Here is a 17,564-nt window from a genome sequence, read left to right as displayed (position 1 = left end):
TCCGCACTTACTATTACATATTCCTTCTATATTGTCCTCCAACTTGGTAGAGAGCGTTGGTGATTTGGCCGAGGCTTGCGACTTTGACAGTTTCCATTAATTCTTCAAAAATGTTGCCGCCTCCGCTCGCTACTTGTTTCAAACGATTTAAGGCTTCCTCAACATGATCTTTGTTTGATTCCTGGAAGTTTCTAAGCTCTGTGATCTGGTGCTCTTTTTCTTCTTTAGAGGCTCTCGCTAATTCCATAGAATCGATTTGCTCTTCAGAAGGCGGGTTCGGGTTCAAGTAGGTGTTTACGCCGACAATCGGCAGCTCACCAGAGTGTTTTTTCCCTTCATAATAAAGGGATTCTTCCTGAATTTTACCTCTCTGATATTGGCGTTCCATCGCTCCAAGAACTCCACCGCGGTCATTAATGCGTTCGAACTCTCGCAAAACGGCTTCCTCTACAAGGTCTGTTAATTCACGAATAATATAGGAACCTTGCAGGGAATTCTCGTTTTTCGTTAATCCGAATTCTTTACTGATGATCATTTGGATCGCCATTGCACGACGGACAGATTCTTCGGTCGGTGTCGTGATCGCTTCATCATAAGAGTTCGTGTGCAAGGAATTACAATTATCTTGAATCGCAATTAACGCTTGCAACGTTGTACGAATATCATTGAAGTCGATTTCTTGAGCGTGCAGGGAACGGCCCGAGGTCTGGATATGATATTTCAGCTTCTGACTTCGCTCGTTCGCTCCATATTTTTCTTTCATGACAATCGCCCAGATTCTTCTCGCTACGCGCCCCATGACTGTGTACTCTGGATCAAGGCCATTTGAGAAAAAGAAAGAAAGGTTCGGTGCAAACTTATCAATATCCATACCGCGGCTTAAATAATACTCAACATACGTAAAGCCGTTCGCAAGTGTGAAGGCAAGTTGTGAAATTGGATTCGCTCCAGCTTCTGCAATGTGATAGCCGGAAATGGAAACGGAATAATAATTACGCACTTGATGATCGATGAAATATTGCTGGATATCCCCCATCATTCGTAACGCGAATTCCGTTGAGAAAATACATGTGTTTTGACCCTGGTCTTCTTTCAAAATATCCGCCTGTACAGTTCCGCGGACAACGTGAATCGTATCCGCTTTAATTTGAGCCGCTTCTTCTTCGTAAGGCTCACGGCCATTTTCTTCGCGGAATTTATTCATTTGCTGGTCGATCGCTGTATTGAAGAACATGGCCAGAATAATTGGTGCCGGACCATTGATCGTCATTGAAACCGATGTGGTTGGATCGACAAGGTCAAATCCATCATACAATTTCTTCATATCTTCCAATGTACAGATGTTCACACCGCTCTCCCCAACTTTTCCGTAAATATCGGGGCGCTCATCCGGGTCTTCTCCGTATAGGGTTACGGAGTCAAAGGCCGTACTCAAACGTTTAGCATCGTCACCTTCTGATAGATAGTGGAAGCGACGGTTGGTACGTTCCGGTGTGCCTTCTCCGGCGAACTGACGCTTCGGATCTTCTCCTTTTCGCTTAAATGGAAAAACTCCTGCTGTAAAAGGAAAAGCGCCTGGAACATTTTCACGGAGCAGCCATGTCAAACGGTCTCCCCAATCTGAATAGTTTGGCAGAGCGACTTTAGGAATTTTCAATCCTGATAGACTTTCTGTCGTGAGGTCCATCGTAATTTCTTTATTACGCACTTTAAACGTGTACGTGTCCCCGCTGTAACGTTCGTGCAAACCATCCCAATCCTCTAATTTCTCTTTTGCCTCACGGTCAATGGACTTCTCGTAATCCTCAATCAAGCGCTCAATACTCGCCTTCGTCTCTTCATCTGTCAACTCTTCCAACGTACCTTTCAATTGGTAAAGTTTGCGAGCTTTTTCTGCTTGATCTTCTGTCTTTTTATGATAATTTCGAACGGCAAGAGAGATATCACGCAAGTATTGCTTTCGTTCATTCGGGATAATGACATTCTGTTTTTCTACTTTATCGACACGTTCAAGCGAGGTTTGATCCTGCCAAGAATATTTTTCATTGAATTGATCAACGATTGCAGCAAAGAGTGTGTTTGTACCTGGGTCATTGAATTGACTGGCGATCGTACCGAAAACAGGAAATTTCGAAGCGTCGTCATGGAAGAGCATGTGGCTGCGCTGATACTGCTTGCGCACTTGGTTCATCGCATCCTCAGAACCTTTCTGCTCAAACTTATTAATAACAATAAAATCAGCAAAGTCGATCATATCAATTTTTTCTAATTGAGATGGAGCTCCGAATTCAGCCGTCATCACGTACATGGACAAGTCCGTTACATCAGTGATCGCTGCATCCCCCTGACCGATTCCGCTTGTTTCTACAATAATAAAATCATAGCCTGCCGCTTTCACCACCTGGATGGCTTCTTCGATCGATTTCGAAAGTTCTGATCTTGCGTCCCTTGTCGCCATCGATCTCATATACACACGTGGATTGAAGATCGCATTCATACGGATACGATCTCCTAGAAGCGCCCCTCCCGTTTTCTTTTTGGTAGGATCTACGGACAAAATAGCAATCTTCTTATCAGGAATTTCGTTGATAAACCTCCTGATCAATTCATCCGTCAAAGAGCTTTTTCCTGCTCCGCCTGTACCTGTGATTCCAAGAACAGGCACTTTTTTATCCACTGTGTTTTTGACAGCGGTTTCAAAAGCGGCAACAGCTTCTCTCTCTTCCTTCGTGGTGTTCTCTACGTACGTAATGAATCGGGCGATTGCCTGGTGGTTTCCTTCAGAAAGTTCCGCAACACTTTTTTCCACATTCAATGGCGGTAAAAAGTCACATTCTTCAATCATGAGATTGATCATGCCTTGAAGCCCAAGGGTTCTTCCATCTTCAGGAGAAAATACGCGAGCGACTCCATATTCATGTAGCTCTCTGATTTCCCTGGGGATGATGACTCCACCCCCGCCGCCATACACTCGAATATGCCCTGCACCTTTTTGATTCAATAAATCTACCATGTATTTGAAATATTCGACATGTCCTCCCTGATAAGAAGATATGGCAATCCCTTGTGCATCTTCTTGAACGGCAGCGTTGACTACATCTTCAACTGCTCTGTTGTGACCAAGGTGAATCACTTCTGCTCCAGTCGATTGTAATATTCTTCGCATGATATTAATGGAAGCATCATGCCCATCAAAAAGACTGGAAGCTGTGACGAATCGAACGGGATTTTTCGGTTGATAAACCGTCGGCTGTTCCATGTCCGATCTCCTCCTTTACTTAGAACTTTCTTTTTCCGTTTCTTTTAATCCTTCTAATAACAGCTGAATTTGAGTTTCTGTATAAGATTCAAGCGTGAATGTCCGCTGTAAAATCCAGCGTCTGAACCCCCACATCTGCCCCTGAACAAAGATGTTGTTTGCAATCAGTTTAATTTCAAGATCTGACCGCTTTTCGGAGAGGCTGTTGACAATGACTTGTTCAAGCATCGCCACCATATCTCTTTCTTTTTGCAAAACATAGTCCTGTGCATCACGGGGCAAAGATTTAACTTCCTGATACATGACAAGTACTTCATCTTGCATGTCATCCATGAGCTGAAAATACGAGCGAATCGCATGAACGAGACTTTGAATACTCGCTTGATTTGGATCGATTGAGGCTTCCATTCTCTCTTTCACTCGCTGGTAGATCGAATCACAGACTAGAAAAAGCACATCCTCTTTTTTACGGATGTATTCATAAAGTGTTCCAATACTAAAACCTGATGCTTTTGCAATTTCTCTTGTAGTCGTCTTATGAAAACCTTTTTCAATAAAAAGTGATACAGCCCCTCTGACCATTTGGTTACGCCGCTTCAGAACTAGCATTTCATCCTTTATTGAAGAAGGAACTTGGTTTTTGGCCATCGTCATTCTCCTTTTCTCATCCATTCCTGAAACCAGGAGCGGGCCAATTGATAAGGATCTGCACTCGGATCTTGGAACACTTGTTGTTTTTCTCGATCCTCTTCAATCTCTGCCTTCACTTCACGCCAAATTTCCTCTCGAATTAATTCGTAGACTTCCAACTTTAATTGCTGTTTTCTTTGTTTAAGACCTTGATCTGTCTCGTATAAGTAATTCTGATGAGCTTTAACTTTTTCATAAAACGTCTCCATCCCTTCATTTTCAGTGGAGATCGTTTTAATGATCGGCGGCTGCCAGCCTTTAGGCTGAGCAATCATCATGTATTCTTCTAATGTGTTCTTCAGCTTTTCTACACCAGGGAGGTCTGCCTTATTAATAATGAAAAGATCAGCAATTTCCATAATCCCTGCTTTAAATATTTGTAAGACATCTCCGCTGTTTGGTGTAAGAACAAGCCCAGTTGTGTCAACGACTTTCATAATGTCGAGCTCTGACTGTCCGACGCCTACCGTTTCTACAAGCACGATATCAAAACCATAGGCGTCACAGACACGAATCGCATCCTTAGTGGCTCTGGCCAAACCTCCCAGGCTACCTCTTGTAGCCATACTGCGAATGAATATTCCAGGATCCATAAAGTGCTGGTTCATTCTAGTACGGTCGCCAAGCAGTGAACCTCCGCTGAAAGGACTGGTTGGATCAACGGCAATGACCGCTACTGTCAGATCATGGCTTCTTAAATAAGTAAGAACCCGGTTGATTAAGGAGCTTTTCCCCGCCCCAGGCGAACCAGTAATCCCAATGTAGTGAGCTCTTTTCTTGATGGAAAAAATATCACTCATCAGTTCCAGTTTTTTCTCATCGTCGTTTTCAACCAATGTGATGGCCCTGGCGAGAGCCCTCATATCTTGATTTTGAATCCTTTCAGCGAGTGGATGCATATATTTGTCACCTTTCTATCATCGGTCTTACCTATGAAAAAGTTATTTCGTCTCTAGTGCAGCTTAGTTTATACGCCTCCGTTCAGTCTTCACCACACTTGGCTCAGGACGAGGGGCAGTTCGAGGTTGCAACAGAAGATTGCGTTCTTCGTCTTAAGCTTGTCGAGGCTGACCAAGGTAATTCCGCACTTAGTCCTATCCGGCTCCATCGCCAAGACTCTCGTGACATAAGCAGAAATTCTTCGTGAAGAAAGTTCACTTCACGATGGTTTTCTGCTTATGCATTTCGAGTCTCCCCGGGCGATTCCACACTTAATCCTTCGTTACCATTCTTCCTATAACGAGGCGTTGAATTTCTTGGGTGCCTTCGTAGATTTGGGTGATTTTAGCGTCACGCATGTAGCGTTCGACTGGATAGTCTTTCGTGTAACCATATCCACCGTGAACTTGAACGGCTTCTGTCGTAATCTTCATCGCAGCATCTCCAGCATAAAGCTTCGCCATCGCAGAAGCTTTTGCGTACGGTAGCCCTTCTGATTCTAGATAAGCAGCTTGATAGGTTAATAGCCTTGAAGCCTCGATTTGTGTAGCCATATCGGCAAGCTTAAAGGAGATTCCTTGCAGTTTAGCGATCGGTTTGCCGAATTGCTCTCTTTCTTTCGCGTAAGAAACTGACTCATCTAAGGCTCCTTGAGCAATACCAACGGCTTGTGCAGCTATTCCGTTTCGTCCGCCATCAAGGGTCATCATTGCGATTTTGAATCCCTGCCCCTCTTCTCCAAGCAAGTTCTCTTTAGGAACTTTACAATCTTCGAAAATCAATTCCGTTGTAGGAGATGAACGAATTCCCAGTTTCTTTTCTTTTTTACCCGTTGTGAACCCTGGGGTATCTTTTTCAATAATAAACGCGCTCACCCCGCGGCTGCCTGCTTCCGGATCAGTTTTAGCAAAAACAATGTAAAGGTCAGCGACCCCACCGTTTGTGATCCAAACTTTGTTTCCATTTAACACGTAGTGGTCTCCATCCAGTTTAGCCTGCGTTTTCATAGAAGAAACGTCACTTCCTGCGCCAGGCTCAGATAGAGCGTAAGCTCCTAGTTTTTCACCTGTAGCCAGTTGTGAAAGATACGTTTTCTTCTGCTCTTCATTTCCGAATTTAAAAATCGGCCAGCTGGCTAATGAAATGTGAGCCGATAGCGTTACGCCTGTGGATGCGCACACACGAGACAGCTCTTCTACCGCAATTACATAGCTTACGAAGTCTGAGCCTATTCCGCCGTATTCTTCCGGCCAAGGGATCCCTGTTAATCCAAGCTCAGCCATTTTATCGAAAATCTCACGATCGAACCTTTCTTCTTCATCACGTTCAGCCGCCGTAGGTTCGACTTCATTTTTTGCAAAGTCGCGTACCATTTTACGGAGCATTTCTTGTTCTTCTGTTAAAGTAAAATTCATCCTCAAATCCTCCTCAATCTCTAATCAAGTGATTGCTAACTACTATTCGCTGTATCTCACTTGTTCCCTCATATATTTCACATACCTTTGCGTCTCTGAAGAAACGTTCAACGGCATAATCTTCTGTGTATCCATAACCTCCGTGGATTTGGACTGCCTCGATTGCTGTGTCCACAGCTGTTTTAGATGCCATCAGTTTAGCCATGGATACTTCTTTTCCGCATTTTACGCCTTGTTGCTGCATAGACGCCGCATTGTAAACGAGCAGTTTGGAAGCTTCTACAGCTGTTGCCATGTCAGCAAGCTTAAACGAGATACCTTGAAGCTTTGCGATCGGCTGACCGAACTGGACACGTTCTTTTGCGTAAGCTGTCGCATGTTCAAGGGCTGCTTCTGCAATGCCGAGAGATTGCGCGGCGATTCCGATCCTGCCCATGTTCAGGTTGGAGAGAGCAATTTTATAGCCCTCTCCTTCCTTCCCTAAAAGCTGAGAAACCGGTACTTCGCATTGATCAAAATTTAGGGAAACCGTGCTGGATCCATGCAAGCCCATCTTTTTCTCTGCTTTTCCGATCGAGAACCCCGGCGTATCTCTCTCCACTATGAATGCACTCAATCCTTTTCCAGTTGGAACATCAGGGTTTGTTCTAGCAAATACAATGAACGTATCTGCTTCACCGCCGTTTGTGATAAACACCTTTGAACCGTTCAGAATGTAATGGTCATCGCGTTTTTCTGCTCGGGTTTTCAAGCTGCTTGCATCAGAACCAGCGCTTGGTTCTGTCAGGGCAAAAGCACCTAAGTATTCGCCTGAAGCCAGCTTCGGAATATATTTTTGTTTCTGCTCCTCTGCTCCGAAATACAAAATCGGATTCGTGCCGACAGACGTGTGCACAGACAGGATCACGCCAAGGGTCGCACTCACTTTAGAAAGTTCATGAATGGCGATGATGTAAGAGGTATAATCCATCTCTGCTCCGCCGTATTTTTCAGGAATGGGAATTCCCATAAGACCAAGCTCTCCCATCTTTGGAAGCAGTTCTTTAGGGAAGCGGTCTTCTTTCTCCATTCGCTCTACAGCAGGAGCCACCTCTTTTTCAGCAAAGTCCCGCACCATTTTCCGCATCATTTGTTGTTCATCCGTAAACTGTAAGTGCATCGTCATTCTCCCCTTCACATGTTATTCGTAGATGTAGAATCCTCGGCCTGACTTCTTACCAAGCCAGCCGGCTTTGACGTATTTGCGCAGCAGCGGACAAGGGCGGTATTTGCTGTCCCCGAAACCTTCATGAAGCACTTCCATGATGTATAAGCATGTATCAAGTCCGATGAAATCAGCTAGAGTGAGCGGTCCCATTGGATGATTCATCCCAAGCTTCATAACCGTATCAACGTCCTCTGGGGAAGCAACTCCTTCATGCACAGTGTAGATCGCTTCATTAATCATCGGCATCAGTATTCTATTGGAAACAAATCCCGGGAAATCTTCAACTTCTACCGGTGACTTATTCAACTTTTTCGCCATATCTTCGATTGCCTGATACGTCTCATCACTTGTCTGGATGGCACGAATGATTTCAACTAGCTTCATGACAGGCACAGGGTTCATAAAATGCATGCCTATCACTTGCGAAGGGCGGTCTGTTGCAGCCGCAATCTCAGTAATTGGAAGGGACGATGTGTTTGTCGCTAGAATGGCATGGTCTGGTGTAATTTCATCCAGGTTTTTAAACACTTTTGTTTTAACGTCCATATTTTCAACGACAGCTTCAATAACAAGATCACAGTCAGACGCATCTTCCAGCTTCGTTGTTCCAGATAAATGGCCAAGCGCCGTCTGTTTCTCTTCCTCGGACATTTTTCCTTTTTCAACCGCACGATTGAGTCGTTTTTCGATTCCGTTCAATCCTTTATCCAGTGCTTCCTGTTGTAGATCGTTCAATTTAACATTAAGGCCAGATTGAGCAAAGACCTGAGCAATTCCTGCTCCCATTTGTCCTGCTCCAATAACCATCACTTGGTTGATTGTCATATATCGTCCCTCCCCTATTGTTTCGGTACTTCGATTAGAACAGCATCGCCTTGACCGCCACCTGAACAGATCGCAGCAATTCCAAGACCACCGCCACGGCGTTTCAGTTCATAAGCCAGTGTAAGTAAAATTCTCGCACCGCTTGCTCCAATCGGGTGACCAAGCGCAACTGCTCCACCATTGACGTTTACTTTTTCAGGATCAAGACCGGCAATTTTACCGCTTGCCAGTGATACGGCTGCAAATGCTTCGTTAACTTCGAACAAGTCGATTTCATCTATGGACTTTCCTGCTTTTTCTAAAAGTTTATTGATTACAAGGCCTGGTGTCTGCGGGAAGTCTTGCGCTTCTACCGCTACTTCATCGTGTGCCAGTATCGTTGCCAGTGTATCTGCTCCCAGTTCTTTCGCTTTTTCATCTGACATCAGCAGCATCGCGCAAGCACCGTCATTGACCCCTGGAGCGTTCCCCGCTGTAATCGTTCCATTCTTGTCAAAAACAGGACGTAACTTAGATAACGCTTCGATTGTAGTATTTTTTCTTGGCGCTTCGTCATGGTCTACAGACACCGGATCCCCTTTTCGCTGAGGTACTTCTACACGAACGATTTCCTCAGCCATCGTACCTTCTTCAATTGCTTTCACGGCACGCTGATGACTACGATAAGACCATTCATCCTGAGCTTCTCTTGTTAACTCGAATTCTTCTGCTGTACGGTTGCCGTAATTCCCCATGTGTACATTTTCAAAGGAACACGTCAGTCCATCGTGAACCATCATATCTTTCACAGGTGAATCTCCCATGCGTAAACCCCAGCGTGCCTTTGGCATAAAGTAAGGTGCGTTGCTCATGCTTTCCATTCCGCCGGCCACAATGACTTCTTCGTCACCAAGTCGAATAAACTGATCCGCCATTGTCACACTTCTCATTCCAGATGCACACACTTTATTGACCGTTTCTGTCTTCACATCCCACGGGATACCTGCTTCACGCGAGGCCTGACGAGACGGAAGCTGCCCTTGCCCACCTTGCAAAACTGTGCCCATGATGACTTCATTTACCTCTTCAGCATTGAAATTCGCACGCTTCAATGCTTCTTTAATTACAATGCCTCCAAGCTGAGTAGCAGTCAGCGGTGCCAAAGCTCCTCCGAATTTCCCAAAAGGTGTACGTGCTCCTGAAACGATTACTGTTTTACGCATGTTTGATTTCCTCCCTTTATTGATAACGCTTTCAAAATTGACGATTGAACGCTCGCTCAATTTCGCCCCATAAGGAAAGTGTACCTAAAATAGTGTACACTTTCCACAAAATTCATAATGTTTCACCTAATTTTTACTACCTCATCTTAAAAATCGGCAAATGAGGTTATATTTCAGCATAAATTCACTTTTATCATCAAATGACGAAAGATATCGGCAAATTAGAATTAAGCCGTTTTCTCTTCGGTTTTTTCAAAAATGGATTTAGCCAGGATTTCCGCTATATCCATAGTGCTTACCTCTTCTTCTACTTCTTTTGCCTTTGTACCGTCAGACAGCATCGTCAGACAGAACGGGCATCCGCTTGAGATCATCGTTGGTTCGACTTCAAGCGCTTGCTCTGTTCTTGCGACGTTGACGCGGTTTCCTGATTTTTCTTCCATCCACATCATTCCGCCGCCTGCTCCACAGCACATGCCGTTCGAACGATTACGTTTCATTTCAACGACTTCAACTCCCGGAATCATCTCCAGCACTTCACGAGGCGGTTGATAAACTTCGTTATAACGCCCTAAATAGCAGCTGTCGTGGTAGGTGATTTTTTCTTTGACGACACCTTCTGGTTTAAGCAGTCCTTCTTTTAACCACTTGGAGAGCATTTCCGTATGGTGATAAACTTCAGCTTCCAATCCGAAATCCGGATATTCATTTTTAAAAATGTTATAGGCATGAGGATCAATCGTAATGATCTTCTTCACGTCATGCTTATTAAATTCTTTCATATTTTTCTCAGCAAGCTCCTGGAACAAGAATTCATTTCCCATTCGACGAGCAGTGTCGCCTGAGTTCTGCTCTTTGTTACCAAGGATAGCGAACTTGATCCCTGCTTTGTTCATAAGCTTCGCAAAAGCCATTGCGATTTTCTGACTGCGGTTATCGTAGGAGCCCATTGAGCTTACCCAGAATAAGTATTCAAAGTCTTCTCCTGATTTTTTCAACTCTTTTACAGTCGGGATGTGCACATCTTCATCAAGGTTACGCCAATCCTCACGTTCTTTCTTCGATAGTCCCCAAGGGTTTCCTTGACGTTCGATATTCATCATGGCACGTTGTCCATCCGCATCCATTTTTCCTTCAGTAAGGACAAGATAACGGCGAAGGTCGATAATTTTATCCACGTGCTCATTCATAACAGGGCAGGCATCTTCACAGTTACGACATGTTGTACAAGCCCACAATTCTTCTTCTGTAATAACATCACCAATCAGACTCTTGTTCTGAACAGCATCTAAAGTGGCAGCTGCTTCATCTGAGCCTTGGGAACGAGCCATTTGAGCCAGCGTATTCCCTTCTGTACCAGAGAAAGCATATTGTGGAACCCACGGAGATTGGCCTGTAACGGCTGCTCCTTTCTCAGTCAAATGATCACGAAGCTTAATAATCAAATCCATTGGTGATAGCATTTTTCCTGAACCAGAAGCTGGACAAACATTTGTACATCGTCCGCATTCTACGCAGGCATAAAAGTCGATCATCTGCAGCTGGTTGAAATCCTCAACCTTCCCAACCCCAAAGGATACATCTTCCTCATCCGCCTCTTCATCGATTTCAAAGTCGATCGGCTTCAGTTTTCCAGGAGGATCTTCACGGCTAAGAAAAACGTTAACGGGTGCTGCAATCAAGTGAGCGTGCTTGGATTGCGGCACATACACAAGGAATGTTAACAGAATCAATAAGTGAATCCACCACATGATGAAAAATACAGTAGCAGCTGCTGCTGGAGGCAACCATGAGAAAGCGCTTGCAATTAAGGTCGCAATAGGTTCTGTCCAGGCGCCTTCATGCCCGTGCCAAATTAAGCCCATACCGTTTCCGACTAATACACTAATCATTAATCCACCAATAAATAGAAGGACAAGTCCTGCTTTAAACCCACGTTTCAATCGAACAAGCTTTTCAATATAACGGCGATAAAAGGCCCAGACAACAGCGACTAGAATGGTTAAAGTGACGAGCTCTTGGAAAAAGGTGAACCCTGGATAAAGCGGTCCCAGTGGTAAATGAGAATCTGGAGCTAGTCCTTTCCAAATGAAATCAATCGCGCCAAATTGAACAAGTAGAAAGCCATAAAACATCATGACGTGTATAGCGCCTGATTTTTTATCCTTTAGAAGTTTTTTCTGACCAAAAACATAAATCCAGATCTTCTCCATTCGACGTTTGATTTCCCCGTCAAACTCGAATTTCTTACCCATTTTGATGTAAGCGATACGTGTACGGACAACTCGTACAAACAAGTAAAGCCCGTAGATCGTTACACCAAGGAACAATATCCAGTTTGCCAGTAACAACGGATTCATTTGTTCTCCCCCTCTTTATTTTCATCGCAGCAAGCGACTCTCCCTTTTACGGCTCAGAAACATAAAAATTTTCTGAATCTTATAGCTTTACTATAAATTATGAATGAGCATTCAGTCAACATATTTTCATCTTTTTTCATGTAGTAAATTGGCGGATTCGGGAAAACTATGGTGTATAGATTCTATGGAGGTGTGCTGAAATGGTGTTTGCTGTAGTCATAATTTTACTTATTATCTTTATTTTACTTGTCCTGCTAGATTTTAAAATGGGACGAATGAACCATCAAAGGCATCCGAGGGTTCTTCCTAGCAAGAAAACAACCGGAAATTATGAACTGTTTCAAAACGGTCCTCCCTTTTATGAACGGCTGTTCCAGGATATTTCTAACGCCCAAAAACAAGTCGATATTTGCTTTTATATTATTGATAACGATTATATTAGTGAAAACTTCCTGCAAATTTTAAAAGAAAAAGCCCGGGAAGGGATCCTTGTACGACTTCTTCTGGATCGTGTTGGCGGCTATCGAGTCAATAAAAGAATGAGAAAAGAACTACAGGCCGCTGGTGTGGAATTCCAATTTGCAGAGGTGCCTGAGTTCCCATATTTCTTTTACAAATTGAACCGCAGGAACCATAGAAAAATTACCGTTATAGATGGAAATATCGGGTATGCAGGCGGATTCAACATCGGAAAAAATTACATCGGTGAAACACCGAAATTCGGAAATTGGCGAGATTATCATCTCCGTTTGACTGGCCCTGCGGTCAAAGCCTTTCACGAAATATTCCTCGATGACTGGTATCTGGCTACAGGGAATCGGTTCCCTGCCCTTGCCAACGAAGAGGAAGGACAATCGAAGCTGAAAATCGTTGCTACTGATGGTGTGGAATTAGAAAAAGAATTTGACCAGATGATCCAGTTTGCTAAAGAGGAAATATTAATCGGCACTCCTTACTTCATTCCCACACCTAAGCTAATGGCTTCACTCCATAGAGCATTGGAAAAAGAAGTCACTCTTAAGATTTTAGTTCCGATGAAAGCTGATCATCCCTTTGTTAAAGAGGCTGCTATCCCTTATCTTCACGAACTCTATAAACATGGAGCTAACATTCGCTTTTTTGATGCAGGCTTCTATCACTCTAAGCTGTTCATGATTGATAAACAGTTCGCGGATATCGGAACAGCGAACTTTGACCGGAGAAGCTTTTTTCTAAATAAAGAAGTGAATACTTTTGTGTACGAAGAAAAGTTTCTAAAAGAACTGCGGAAGGCATACCTAAAAGACTTCGATGACGCCATGCCTTTTAATGAAACATGGTTAAACAATCGTTCCTTAAGTACAAAAATAAATGAAAAGATCGCAGCACTCCTGCGACCTTTACTGTAAGTATTATTTAATTAAATCAGCAATCATCGGGCCGACCCAACCGACGACTTTGTAACCTAAATAAATGCCTACGATCCCTGCGACGCCTGCAAGGGCTGGCGGAGCGGGGATCGGCAGCTTAAATGATGCGAATAAGATTCCTACAATCAATCCTACTGAGAGTGCTAGTAAAACTTCCTTCATTACAATCGATTCTCCTTTGTCTGGATTATATGATGAAAGACGTCCTTTTTATGTGCTATCTCACTATATTCTCTACCCTCTCAGAGAAGTCATCCACACTTTTCTTTTATTTCATAGAAAAAGAACGCCCCTGCCCCGTTAGCAAAGACGCCCTTTTCATAATATATGCAATTACATTTGATCTGGTGCAGACACGCCAACCAGTCGTAGAGCATTATTTAATGTTGTACGCACAGCTTTCATCAGTGCAATACGCGCGGACGTACGAGCTTTGTTGTCTTCGTCCAGTACTTTTTCTGCATTGTAGAAGCTATGCAAGTTGGAAGCAAGGTCGAATGCGTATTGAGTGACTCGGTGCGGTGTACGTTTCTCCGCTGCATCGGCAACGACTTGTGGGAATTCACCTAGTCGCTTCAATAGGTCCTCTTCCTTCTCAGAAGTAAGTTGACTGCCGTCAAATTTCTCAGAAGACAGCCCTTTTTCCTCCGCCTGCTTCAACATGGTGCAAATACGCGCATGGGCGTATTGCACGTAATATACAGGGTTTTCGTTCGATTCTGAACGAGCTAAGTCCATGTCAAAATCCAAATGAGAATCACTGGAACGCATAGAGAAGAAGTAACGCATGGCATCGATTCCGACTTCCTCCATTAATTCTCTTAGAGTAACCGCTTTTCCGGTTCGTTTACTCATTTTTACTTTTTCGCCGTCCTGAAAGAGGTTGACCATCTGAATAATTTCGACTTCAAGGGTATCTTCTTCATATCCAAGCGCTTGAATCGCTGCTTTCATACGAGGGATATAACCATGGTGGTCTGCTCCCCAAATATTGATGAGTGTATTAAATCCACGGTCCAGCTTGTTCTTGTGATACGCGATATCTGGAGTCAAGTACGTATAAGTGCCGTCGTTCTTTATTAACACACGGTCCTTATCATCGCCGAATTTCGTCGTCTCAAACCATGTCGCGTCATCTTTTTCATAGACATACCCTTTATCTTTAAGAACATTGAGAGCACTATCGATTTTTCCACCCTCATAAAGAGATGTTTCAGAAAACCACTCATCAAATGGAACGCGGAACTCCTCAAGATCTGTTTGAATTTTATTCAATTCATATTTGAGGCCATACTCACGGAAAAATTGCAGACGCTCTGTTTCTTCAACGTCTACCCACTTCTCACCGTCTTCCTCAGCAAGCTTCTTGCCAAGTTCAATAATATCCTTGCCGTGGTAACCGTCTTCAGGCATGTCCCACTCTTTTCCTAACGCTTGCATGTAGCGAGCCTGAACGGAAAGTGCCAGGTTAGCCATCTGGTTTCCTGCATCATTAATGTAATACTCACGAGAAACATCGTAGCCCGCCGCATCTAAAACGTTGCAAAGCGAGTCACCAACGGCAGCTCCTCGGGCATGACCTAAGTGAAGCGTCCCTGTCGGGTTAGCTGAAACGAACTCGACTTGGATTTTATGACCTTGGCCGCTGTCTGTACGTCCGTAACCATCCCCATCCTTAAGAATTGTTGGAACAATTTCAGTTAAGTACTGGTTGTTCATATAGAAATTGATGAAGCCAGGTCCAGCAATTTCTATTTTCTCAATAGAGGCTTTGGAAGGATCGAACTGCTCCACAAGGTCTGTCGCAATAGCTCGAGGATTTTTCTTTGCAACACGAGCAAGTTGCATAGCCATATTTGTGGCATAATCTCCGTGCGCTTTATCCTTCGGCTGCTCCAAAACGACCTCTGGCATCTCCTCTTCGCTGGCAAGCTCAGCTGCAAGGACGGCACGAACGATTTCATCTTTCAACTTCTGCTCCATTTGTTCAACGATATTCATGATTCGCTCTCCTCCTCAAACGTCAGCGTCAAGCGATGGGCTTGAGTCACTTCGTGGTTTAGTGTCATTTGATAGCTAAGAAACAAACGACCCTCTGAAGCCTCCTCCAACGAACGAAACTCCAGCTTATCTGTATAAGTTTTCATATGAAAATCACCATACGTATGGTGATACAAATTCTCTGTTTCTACCTCTTCTTGAAACACTTGGCGCATCTCTACTCCACCGCTCCGCTTAATGCTTACATGATTCGGCTTGACCGTAATCATCGTCTTAATCGGCTCTCCTTCATCGGGATGTTCCGTAAATGTAAGCACCTGGGTTTCACCGCGAGTAAAGAACTGGCCAGGTTCACTTACTTCCATCGTCTCTCTGCGGTCATCATCTCTAATTTCCGTCATGAGCTGAACCTGGACATCTATTGCGTTACTAGGCATCTTTTATTCCGCCCCTTTTTCAAACCGAATTTCGTACACTATAACTTGTATATTATAAGAATTCATAAAGAAAAACGCAAGTGCTTCGCCGCCAATGATGTTTGAACGATTTATTGACATGTCTGATTGATTCTTAGACCAGATTAAGCGATTACCAGGTATAGGTGATTGATTCAACCAATAACTTGAGCAATTCTACCGTTTATTTGGTTGATTTCTACGCTACATCGTACTTATTCCAGAAGTTGACTTACATACTCTTCAATTTGTCCTAGATGTTCAAGGTGCCCAGTAACACTATACGCCGCATAAAGCAAAGTAATCGCAGCCACCATGATGATATACCACTGCTTGGGGATAAACTTTTGGAAAGGTCGCCGCTCTGGTATGAATCCTAGTAATAAAAACGGAAGAACTAATCCTATGACGGTGACGTCCGTGTACCATAGGGATCGTTCTTTTGACACCTCTAAATAAAAGAGTACAGCTTCCATCTGTTTATCTGAAACATCAACCGTTTCCGTCTCCTTGGAGAAGAGTCCTTCTTCAATTGTCAACGATTGTCCATCGATTGAATAGTCATACCCTGATGGATTCCAGTCTGCCCCAAAGGTAGCCACTAATAAACTAGTCATAATAAGTGTATAGGCTACTATTATTCCAATAACTTTCTTATCCAAATCTCTCACTCCTCTCTGTCTTTAATAAAATTAAAATTTTCTTGATGGTAGGTTTTTTCCTACTAAAGAAGTTATTTATTATTGTTAGGTAAAGGTCATATTTAGATCCGTTACTCCCCCTTGGGAAGCAAGCCGGTTTCCCCCTACCTTTTGTTTAATAACGGGCCACTTCCATTCATCGTTTTTGAGGAAACCCATCATATAGAAAAGCCACCATGATCACCAGTCATAGTGGCTTAAAAAGTCTTCTTTTATCCTATCACTTATTTCACGAACCCTAAAAGCATTTCGCGTACAAACTTACTTGCTGCAATCGGAGTTTTCTCAGTGGGATCATAAACAGGGGCGACTTCAACGAGATCTGCTCCAATGACGTTCACTTCACTTTGAGCCAGTTCATGTATGGCTGCAAGCAGTTCTTTTGAAGTGATCCCTCCTGCTTCCGCTGTGCCTGTCCCCGGAGCGAAAGCCGGATCGAGAACATCGATGTCAATCGTAACATATACCGGACGTCCAGCAAGCTGTGGAAGAACTTTTTTCAGGGGTTCTAACACCTCATACTTTGCCATAAACATACCGCTATCTTTGGCATACTGAAACTCTTCACGCATCCCTGAGCGAATACCGAACGAGTACACATTTCCAGGCCCGATCAATTCGCACGTCTTTCGGATCGGCGTGGAATGCGATAGCGGTTCGCCTTCGTATTCTTCACGCAGGTCTGCATGAGCATCAATATGGATAACCGCCATGTCAGGATATTTCCGGTACATCGCCTTCAAAACCGGCCATGTAACAAGATGCTCTCCACCTAAACCAAGAGGAAACTTTCCTTTTTCCAAAAGCTCATCGAGATAGCCTTCAATTATATCAATGCTGCGCTCCGGGTTGCCGAATGGCAGCATCATATCTCCTGCATCGTGGTAACGCACTTCTTCAAGATGGCGATCCAGGTAAGGGCTATATTCCTCAAGCCCGATGGACGCTTCACGGATTCGGTTTGGACCAAAGCGCGACCCGGGACGGAAGCTCACGGTCCAGTCCATGGGCATCCCGTAGATCACACAGTCAGCCTCTTCCTCTGTGGCACGACTCATGATAAAAACTTTTCCGGAGTAGGATTCATCAAAAATCATCTGA

15 protein-coding genes are annotated in these 17,564 nt (G+C 43.9%); 1 reads left to right on the top strand and 14 read right to left on the bottom strand.

What is annotated here, in order from left to right; genetic code table 11:
- Positions 1-13: 13 nt before the first annotated feature.
- From icmF to ACRYKC_RS15880, 8 genes are all read right to left on the bottom strand, one after another.
- Positions 14-3,259 carry a fused isobutyryl-CoA mutase/GTPase IcmF gene (gene icmF / locus ACRYKC_RS15915; protein ID WP_433808081.1) on the bottom strand — a complete coding sequence of 1,082 codons (3,246 nt, stop codon included), beginning with the start codon at positions 3,257-3,259 and terminating at the stop codon, positions 14-16.
- A 15-nt stretch (positions 3,260-3,274) separates the two neighbouring features.
- A complete protein-coding gene (locus ACRYKC_RS15910; RefSeq protein ID WP_433808079.1) occupies positions 3,275-3,907 on the bottom strand; it encodes a TetR/AcrR family transcriptional regulator in 633 nt (210 codons plus the stop codon).
- Between the two features lie 2 nt (positions 3,908-3,909).
- On the bottom strand, positions 3,910-4,848 hold the full coding sequence (gene meaB / locus ACRYKC_RS15905) for a methylmalonyl Co-A mutase-associated GTPase MeaB (RefSeq protein ID WP_433808077.1): 939 nt from the start codon (positions 4,846-4,848) through the stop codon (positions 3,910-3,912).
- 312 nt (positions 4,849-5,160) lie between these two features.
- Positions 5,161-6,303 carry an acyl-CoA dehydrogenase gene (locus ACRYKC_RS15900; protein ID WP_433808075.1) on the bottom strand — a complete coding sequence of 381 codons (1,143 nt, stop codon included), beginning with the start codon at positions 6,301-6,303 and terminating at the stop codon, positions 5,161-5,163.
- Between the two features lie 13 nt (positions 6,304-6,316).
- Positions 6,317-7,462 (bottom strand): acyl-CoA dehydrogenase, encoded by a 1,146-nt coding sequence (locus tag ACRYKC_RS15895; RefSeq protein ID WP_433808073.1) that lies wholly within the window; start codon positions 7,460-7,462, stop codon positions 6,317-6,319.
- Between the two features lie 21 nt (positions 7,463-7,483).
- Positions 7,484-8,335: a 3-hydroxybutyryl-CoA dehydrogenase gene (locus ACRYKC_RS15890; RefSeq protein WP_433808071.1), complete on the bottom strand. Its 852-nt coding sequence runs from the start codon at positions 8,333-8,335 to the stop codon at positions 7,484-7,486.
- Between the two features lie 14 nt (positions 8,336-8,349).
- On the bottom strand, positions 8,350-9,537 hold the full coding sequence (locus ACRYKC_RS15885; RefSeq protein ID WP_433808069.1) for an acetyl-CoA C-acetyltransferase: 1,188 nt from the start codon (positions 9,535-9,537) through the stop codon (positions 8,350-8,352).
- 227 nt (positions 9,538-9,764) lie between these two features.
- Positions 9,765-11,897: a heterodisulfide reductase-related iron-sulfur binding cluster gene (locus ACRYKC_RS15880; RefSeq protein ID WP_433808067.1), complete on the bottom strand. Its 2,133-nt coding sequence runs from the start codon at positions 11,895-11,897 to the stop codon at positions 9,765-9,767.
- A 200-nt stretch (positions 11,898-12,097) separates the two neighbouring features.
- Here ACRYKC_RS15880 and cls point away from each other — a divergent pair, with 200 nt between their 5' ends.
- Positions 12,098-13,285 carry a cardiolipin synthase gene (gene cls / locus ACRYKC_RS15875; protein ID WP_433808065.1) on the top strand — a complete coding sequence of 396 codons (1,188 nt, stop codon included), beginning with the start codon at positions 12,098-12,100 and terminating at the stop codon, positions 13,283-13,285.
- 3 nt (positions 13,286-13,288) lie between these two features.
- On the opposite strand, the gene ACRYKC_RS15870 is transcribed toward cls, so the two are convergent.
- The 6 genes from ACRYKC_RS15870 to speB all read right to left on the bottom strand — a co-directional run bounded on the left by ACRYKC_RS15870 (position 13,289) and on the right by speB (position 17,560).
- Positions 13,289-13,468: a XapX domain-containing protein gene (locus ACRYKC_RS15870; RefSeq protein ID WP_433808063.1), complete on the bottom strand. Its 180-nt coding sequence runs from the start codon at positions 13,466-13,468 to the stop codon at positions 13,289-13,291.
- A 171-nt stretch (positions 13,469-13,639) separates the two neighbouring features.
- Positions 13,640-15,307 (bottom strand): arginine--tRNA ligase, encoded by a 1,668-nt coding sequence (argS, locus tag ACRYKC_RS15865; RefSeq protein WP_433808061.1) that lies wholly within the window; start codon positions 15,305-15,307, stop codon positions 13,640-13,642.
- Positions 15,304-15,744, bottom strand: coding sequence for a YwiB family protein (locus ACRYKC_RS15860; RefSeq protein WP_433808059.1), 441 nt, complete (start codon positions 15,742-15,744; stop codon positions 15,304-15,306). Before ACRYKC_RS15860 ends, argS begins: the two co-directional genes overlap by 4 nt.
- Before the next feature lie 3 nt (positions 15,745-15,747).
- Positions 15,748-15,921: a hypothetical protein gene (locus ACRYKC_RS15855; protein WP_433808057.1), complete on the bottom strand. Its 174-nt coding sequence runs from the start codon at positions 15,919-15,921 to the stop codon at positions 15,748-15,750.
- 56 nt (positions 15,922-15,977) lie between these two features.
- Positions 15,978-16,424 (bottom strand): hypothetical protein, encoded by a 447-nt coding sequence (locus tag ACRYKC_RS15850; RefSeq protein ID WP_433808055.1) that lies wholly within the window; start codon positions 16,422-16,424, stop codon positions 15,978-15,980.
- Positions 16,425-16,687: 263 nt separating this feature from the next.
- Positions 16,688-17,560, bottom strand: coding sequence for an agmatinase (speB, locus tag ACRYKC_RS15845; protein ID WP_433808053.1), 873 nt, complete (start codon positions 17,558-17,560; stop codon positions 16,688-16,690).
- Between the last annotated feature and the right edge of the window lie 4 nt (positions 17,561-17,564).

The sequence above is a fragment of the Halobacillus sp. A1-3 genome (assembly GCF_050971765.1).
Lineage (GTDB): Bacteria > Bacillota > Bacilli > Bacillales > Halobacillaceae > Halobacillus > Halobacillus mangrovi_B.
This window is presented reverse-complemented; position numbering and strand designations above follow the sequence as displayed.

Bases quoted from the DNA above. Each gene is read 5' to 3' on its own strand.
- icmF (WP_433808081.1), bottom strand. From the start codon at position 3,259: ATGGAACAGCCGACGGTTTATCAACCGAAAAATCCCGTTCGATTCGTC.
- ACRYKC_RS15910 (WP_433808079.1), bottom strand. From the start codon at position 3,907: ATGGCCAAAAACCAAGTTCCTTCTTCAATAAAGGATGAAATGCTAGTT.
- meaB (WP_433808077.1), bottom strand. From the start codon at position 4,848: ATGCATCCACTCGCTGAAAGGATTCAAAATCAAGATATGAGGGCTCTC.
- ACRYKC_RS15900 (WP_433808075.1), bottom strand. From the start codon at position 6,303: ATGAATTTTACTTTAACAGAAGAACAAGAAATGCTCCGTAAAATGGTA.
- ACRYKC_RS15895 (WP_433808073.1), bottom strand. From the start codon at position 7,462: ATGCACTTACAGTTTACGGATGAACAACAAATGATGCGGAAAATGGTG.
- ACRYKC_RS15890 (WP_433808071.1), bottom strand. From the start codon at position 8,335: ATGACAATCAACCAAGTGATGGTTATTGGAGCAGGACAAATGGGAGCA.
- ACRYKC_RS15885 (WP_433808069.1), bottom strand. From the start codon at position 9,537: ATGCGTAAAACAGTAATCGTTTCAGGAGCACGTACACCTTTTGGGAAA.
- ACRYKC_RS15880 (WP_433808067.1), bottom strand. From the start codon at position 11,897: ATGAATCCGTTGTTACTGGCAAACTGGATATTGTTCCTTGGTGTAACG.
- cls (WP_433808065.1), top strand. From the start codon at position 12,098: ATGGTGTTTGCTGTAGTCATAATTTTACTTATTATCTTTATTTTACTT.
- ACRYKC_RS15870 (WP_433808063.1), bottom strand. From the start codon at position 13,468: ATGAAGGAAGTTTTACTAGCACTCTCAGTAGGATTGATTGTAGGAATC.
- argS (WP_433808061.1), bottom strand. From the start codon at position 15,307: ATGAATATCGTTGAACAAATGGAGCAGAAGTTGAAAGATGAAATCGTT.
- ACRYKC_RS15860 (WP_433808059.1), bottom strand. From the start codon at position 15,744: ATGCCTAGTAACGCAATAGATGTCCAGGTTCAGCTCATGACGGAAATT.
- speB (WP_433808053.1), bottom strand. From the start codon at position 17,560: ATGATTTTTGATGAATCCTACTCCGGAAAAGTTTTTATCATGAGTCGT.